Raw genomic sequence first — 6,000 nt, 5'->3', positions numbered from 1 at the left:
CAAGAGCCGTATGATGGGAGACTATCACGTACGGTTCTGTGAGAGGCTTGGGGTGAAACTCCCCTTGTCTACTCGACGCTCAACCGTTACCAAAGTTCAAATAAAGGATAGTAAAAATAGCCTGAGATGAAATTCACTCGCCCTCTGAAGGTAATTTCAATATTGATCGTCTTAATTGCTGGTGGATTCTTTTTTTGGTTTTACAATATCCTAAATAGCCCTATAAGCCATAGTAATTCTGATAATTATATTACAATCAAACAAGGCACTCCTTCTAATAGTATCCTTGAAATGTTGGGCGAGCAAAATATTCTCCAAGCACCTCTTGCAACTAAGATATATTTACGATTCTTTAATAGGGATGCTAGGATGGAAGCAGGTGATTACCAATTCCCATCTCCAATAAGCCCTATAGAAGTGATTAACCTACTTAAGACCGGAAGAGAACGCGCGAAAACACTTACTATTCCAGAAGGCTGGACGCGTTTCGAGATTGCCAAACGTATTGTTAAAGAATTTCCGGTAGAACCATTGATGACTGAAAAGCAGGTGCTGTTATTGATGGATGATACTAGCTTAATTGAAGATATTGATTCAAAGGCACAAAATCTTGAAGGCTATCTTTACCCTACAACTTACGAGTTTAAATTGGATGCTCACCCCAAGGAGGTAATTGCTAAAATAGTGCAACAATTTAAGTCAGTTTGGCTTACGGAATGGGATGGATTAGCACTAGAGATTGGAAGAACAAAACCGGAGATAATAATCATTGCCAGTCTCATTGAAAATGAATCGAAAATAGATGCTGAACGCGATTTGGTTGCTTCTGTAATTTACAATCGTCTTGAACGGGGAATTCCCTTGGGAATTGATGCAACCAATGTATACATTGCCAAACTGCTAGGCCGTTGGGATGGCATAATTCACAAAAGTGATGTTGAAGTGGACCATTCTTACAATACTCGAAAGATTCGTGGATTACCACCGGGCCCTATCAGCTCGCCTAGCAAGACGGCTATTGAAGCGGCCCTAAATCCGGCAAAGACGGAAAATATTTATTATGTTCTAAATGTAGAGGCCAACGATGGTTCACATCACTTTTACTCTAGTGCGAGTGAGTTTGCTAAGGGCAAAGCTGATTATCAAAAGTGGTTGTCTGGCCAACGAGGGAAATAATGTAAAGTTCAAAAAAACGATTATTTAAATATTTATGAATCATAGAATCAAACAACGGATCATTAATGGTGAAACTTCGCTAGGAATAGAACTGGGCTCAACACGAATCAAGGTCGTCCTAATAGATAACAAATTTGAAACAATCGATTCAAGCAGCTATGAATGGGAAAATCAATTGATCGACGGTTATTGGACCTATGACCTGGATAAAATGATTATTGGAATCGAAGAAGCTTATGGCAATCTAAAAAGTCAGATTGAAAGAGACCATAAGGTAACTATCCAAAATATTGGCTCGATCGGATGTTCCGCAATGATGCAGGGCTACATTGCCCTAGATACAAAAGGGAACTTACTGGTTCCGTTCCGGACATGGCGTAATGCCACAACAGGTGAAGCCGCATCGGAATTGACCGAACAGTTCAAGTTTAAAATTCCCCAACGTTGGAGTATCGCGCATTTGTACCAATCAATCTTGAACGACGAGGAACATGTAGCAAATATCGGCTACCTAACCACCTTGTCGGGGTATATCCATTGGAGATTGACCGGAACCAAGGCAATAGGCATCGGAGATGCCTCCGGTATGTTTCCCATCGATGAGAGCGCTCGGCGGTATGATGAAATTATGTTGGACAAGTTTGAGGATTTAATATCCGACAGAAACTACCATTGGAATCTTAGAGATATTTTGCCCAAGGTACATGTAGCGGGTGAAAACGCCGGATATCTCAGTAAGGCAGGCGCCCACCTTTTGGATTCATCCGATAGCTTGCAAGCGGGTATCCCATTATGCCCGCCCGAGGGAGATGCGGGCACGGGCATGGTCGCTACGAACAGTGTAAAAAAGCGCACCGGAAATATTTCGGTGGGCACGTCGATATTCGCCATGTTCGTACTCGAGAAAGGTCTGTCCACCGTATATCCTGAAATCGACATTATAGCTACTCCCGATGGAAGTCCCGCAGGAATGGTTTTGGCGAACAATTGCTCGAGCGATATTAATGCATGGGTCGGATTGTTTGGTGAATTCTACGAAGCGATGGGGCAGAAAACCGATAGCGCGGAACTATTTAACATGCTGTTCAATAAGGCTCTTGAAGCGGATGCCGACGGCGGCGGACTGTTAAGCTACGGCTACTATTCCGGCGAGAATATTACCGGACTTGCAGAAGGTAGGCCCCTGTTCGTCCGTTCGCCGAAAAGCAATTTCAATCTGGCAAATTTTATGAGAACGCATCTCTTTGCCGCATTTGCCGCGTTAAGAATAGGTATGGATATTTTTACCAAGAAGGAAAAGCTGAAGATCGATGGGGTTTTAGCACATGGCGGCCTATTTAAAACCCCACTTGTCGCCCAAAAGATGTTGGCCGCAGCATTGAACGTACCCGTTTCGGTTATGTCGACCGCTGGCGAGGGTGGAGCCTGGGGGATGGCGATTCTAGCAAATTACATGAAAAACAAGGAAACTAACGTTAATCTCGCCAGCTACCTTTCGACGAAGGTGTTTGCAAATGTACGGAGACAAGAAATTTCTCCCGATATCACGGATGTGGATGGTTTTAACGTTTTCTTGGAGCATTACAAATCGGGCCTAACGATAGAAAAGGCGGCAGTAGAAAATTTTAAGGAGAATTAAAGTAGAATACCTCACGACCGAAAATAGACCGATAGGAATATGCACACGGTGACCGATAGCGTTGAAAGTTCAAATAACCGATGCTGGCGATTGCTTCCGTTCCTATCTGAAAATAATCCTGATTTAGTTCCACACTTAAATGAAATATAGATCATATTATCTATATCCAACTGCTGCCATTAATTATAAAAAAGTCCATTTAACCACAAAAAAAAACATCATATGAGAGAAAAAATATTATTTATAGTTCTTCTTGCAATTTTACATTTTGCTGTTAGTTGTAAAGAAGTAACAAATGAAAAAACTCAAGTTGAAACTACTCTAACAGTAAGCTTTGAGCAAGAAAAAACGGCAATTTTGAAAACTTTGAATAATGAAACTAAAGATGCTTTCCAACGAGACTATGAAAAGTGGACTGAGCATTGGGTACACGACCCGAATATGTCAAAAACGTATATGAATTTTGTAGATAGCACATTTTCCGAGTCTGTAGGTTGGAACGAAATAAGCCAGTTTGTCAAAACCTTTATAGAAGAACATCCCGAGCCGGAGCCTACACCAAAATTAGTCGATGATATAGATGTTCGCCTTTACGGAAATGGGGCATCTGTTAGTTTTGAACAAATGGACTCATTACGTGGACTAAAAAGGGAAACAAGGCTTATGGAAAAAGAAAATGGCAAATGGAAAATTGCTGGAATGCACACTACTATTTATGGATTTTAGAACGTAAAATAATAATTGCGAACGCAGACTGAATCGGACGGAACAATAAATTGGATAAGTGACAGCGGAAAAAACTAATGGCTACAATGGCAATAACAGATAGGGCGTTAAGTGCTGAATCCGTTGGATTGATTGTATTTATGGGGTCCGCAAAAATCTTCGGCCCCAACGCTTCGGGGTTGCTTCGTCACAACTAATAGGATACCATAATTTAAGACTAATTGAAAGTAAATTAAATCAGTCAATAAAATTCCATTTTATATTCAAATTATGTGCAAATAAAAAAAGCTCCGGGAGCAGAACCCACCGAAGCCTTATCGTTACCGCTTCCCCTCTTGGAATCGAACGAGGGACACTCAGATTAACAGTATTATGAAATCATTTAGTTGGTTTTGACATCAAATTAAATTATTAGAGAAAAATGACTTTTTGTAAGCAAATCGTGTCCAAATAAAAAAGGCTTTCAAGAAAATAATCTCGAAAGCGATTGTTTTACTGGTGGTCCCACATGAATCGAGCTAAGAGGCCTCTAATTATGAGCGACCCAAACGTTTTATTTTGGACCTTGAAAGCAAGGACGAACTGGACGGTAAACGAATCTTGGGTCTTGGTCAGACCCAGCAAGTTTTCGGGTGTTCGGACCAATAGGTAAAACCTTTAAAAGCCCATTGATTAGAATATGGATATGAAAATTGCTGAACCATCTTTTTTCAAGATGATGCTATTTCCCTTTTAAAGCTATATGAGAAATACGATAGCCACCTTTTGGAGCGCACTTGAAAAATTGAAAAGATTCTTTACTTATCGCCCTAACCGTTAGCCTTTTGTTAGTAGAAATATGTAAAGAATCTTCCCAATGTTCATGGTTTATTTGCTATAAATGACTTGAGCGTTTTTAATATGCTCGGGAAGCGCGTTCATACTGGACACATAATCGTAGCTATTGTTCAATACCCGATCTGCTTTTTCTCCAACTATAATGTGCTTTACATCTAGTTCTGGTGCATTTAATTGCACTTGGTCCTGTATTCGTAACGTCTGTTCTCCCAAATCCGTTTCAAGTTCTTCTAAAGTAGAAATAACAAATAGTTTCTTCTGTGAGGCCCTTATTTCCTTGATTTCAAGCTTGTGTTGCTTTCCTGAAACTTCTGCTTCCACTAGCAGGGTTCGCTCCTTGTTTTCTTCTCCCGGCATGTTGAAGTCCAAAAAGGGTACTTCCACCTCTTCTTCCTCCATTACAACGACGACCTTTGGGATTTTTACCGTTTTTGTTTTAGTGCCAACATTGATGTCGACCCAATCTACGTCATATTCGGGCAACGATCCGGCCTCGGTGTCCACATCGATGTCCACTTCGGGAAGCGAACCGGACTTTTCTTTATCTACTTTACAACTGGAGGCTAAACCTATCAGGAATACAAATAATAATACTTTTTTCATTTTTTCAATATTTATTGGTTAACGATAAATGCATGGATTACCCCTGGCAGCCATGCTAAAAGGGTCAATAGTATACTAATCAAGAGCGTGGTGCCTACACCATGTTTCAAAAAAACGGCCAGTGGCGGCAATAAAATGTTCAAAATAATGGTCACGAGCGACATAATGATTGGTTTATAATGAACTCATTTAGACTTTTTTCCCCGAACTGTCGGGGGGCTGAAAAATTGTCCTTTACAGCCCTGTTTTTGCCTTTTTTCCTCTCGTAGCCCTGCTATGAAACTCAAAAAAGTCTTCTACAGGCCTTTAAATCACAAATTTTCGCTTCAATCCAAAAAGTCTAAATGAGTTCAATGTTTATATTGGCAAATATGATGTTAATACACGGTGTTTGTTTGCTTCATCACTTTTAGTATTGATCCATAACAACATTTCCTGCCTTTAAAGTTTTCCCTTTGGGCAGCAAATGGTGTACATGTCCAAGGATGCTGCTCACCCCATCAAGAGTTGATCAAACGATTCGTAATTTATTAACTTGAAAACGGTAGCAACACGCCCCATAAATAAATTACATCGAGAAAATAGTTCACTCGGTCAACGAAATAGAAATAGAACGGATTCTAAAAGGGCTCCGGCCCAAGGACCGTTATCGCCCCAGCATTTTTAAATTAAACTTGTGATTATCCGCTACTAGGTTTGTAATGACTAAATCCTTACCATTTGGTCTTAGGGCGAAAAATGATAATTATACCGGCGAGACCGCACATTAAATTTATAGAAAACTTCTAGCTCGGGATGAAAGCGTCGGCACATGCTATGCGCTATAAAGGAAAAAGAGACGGTTTGAATTGAAATTACTAAAGAAACCGGTCAATGCCCGGAAATACCTTTCGAAAACTTAATAGTTAAAGAACCCCACCATTTCCACAAAAAGGCTTTGTTATTGGCCTACAAATTTTTTGGAAAGAAAAGTAATTTTAAAAACATTGATTCGATTAATTATAGGAGACATTACATAT

The 6,000-nt window shown here is 40.2% G+C and carries 5 protein-coding genes; 3 read left to right on the top strand and 2 right to left on the bottom strand.

All coding sequences use genetic code 11. The features are described from left to right. Positions 1-126: 126 nt before the first annotated feature. The 3 genes from mltG to ACRD7P_RS13825 all read left to right on the top strand — a co-directional run bounded on the left by mltG (position 127) and on the right by ACRD7P_RS13825 (position 3,541). Positions 127-1,176 carry an endolytic transglycosylase MltG gene (gene mltG, locus ACRD7P_RS13835; protein WP_430908224.1) on the top strand — a complete coding sequence of 350 codons (1,050 nt, stop codon included), beginning with the start codon at positions 127-129 and terminating at the stop codon, positions 1,174-1,176. A gap of 34 nt (positions 1,177-1,210) precedes the next feature. Beyond that, a complete protein-coding gene (locus ACRD7P_RS13830) occupies positions 1,211-2,815 on the top strand; it encodes a xylulokinase (protein ID WP_430908223.1) in 1,605 nt (534 codons plus the stop codon). A gap of 222 nt (positions 2,816-3,037) precedes the next feature. Next, positions 3,038-3,541 carry a hypothetical protein gene (locus ACRD7P_RS13825; RefSeq protein ID WP_430908222.1) on the top strand — a complete coding sequence of 168 codons (504 nt, stop codon included), beginning with the start codon at positions 3,038-3,040 and terminating at the stop codon, positions 3,539-3,541. An 867-nt stretch (positions 3,542-4,408) separates the two neighbouring features. Here the strand turns inward: ACRD7P_RS13825 and ACRD7P_RS13820 are convergent. After that, positions 4,409-4,981, bottom strand: a complete 573-nt coding sequence (locus ACRD7P_RS13820; protein WP_430908221.1) for a hypothetical protein — start codon at positions 4,979-4,981, stop codon at positions 4,409-4,411. 11 nt (positions 4,982-4,992) lie between these two features. Continuing rightward, positions 4,993-5,145: a YqaE/Pmp3 family membrane protein gene (locus ACRD7P_RS13815; RefSeq protein ID WP_430908220.1), complete on the bottom strand. Its 153-nt coding sequence runs from the start codon at positions 5,143-5,145 to the stop codon at positions 4,993-4,995. Positions 5,146-6,000 lie beyond the last annotated feature (855 nt).

This window comes from Maribacter sp. 2-571 (genome assembly GCF_050589625.1).
Lineage (GTDB): Bacteria > Bacteroidota > Bacteroidia > Flavobacteriales > Flavobacteriaceae > Pelagihabitans.
The sequence above is the reverse complement of the archived record's forward strand: the minus strand, read 5'-3'. Positions and strand labels throughout refer to the sequence as shown.

What these genes read in the sequence shown, in the direction of transcription:
- mltG (WP_430908224.1), top strand. Translation starts at nt 127, where the DNA reads ATGAAATTCACTCGCCCTCTGAAGGTAATTTCAATATTGATCGTCTTA.
- ACRD7P_RS13830 (WP_430908223.1), top strand. Translation starts at nt 1,211, where the DNA reads ATGAATCATAGAATCAAACAACGGATCATTAATGGTGAAACTTCGCTA.
- ACRD7P_RS13825 (WP_430908222.1), top strand. Translation starts at nt 3,038, where the DNA reads ATGAGAGAAAAAATATTATTTATAGTTCTTCTTGCAATTTTACATTTT.
- ACRD7P_RS13820 (WP_430908221.1), bottom strand. Translation starts at nt 4,981, where the DNA reads ATGAAAAAAGTATTATTATTTGTATTCCTGATAGGTTTAGCCTCCAGT.
- ACRD7P_RS13815 (WP_430908220.1), bottom strand. Translation starts at nt 5,145, where the DNA reads ATGTCGCTCGTGACCATTATTTTGAACATTTTATTGCCGCCACTGGCC.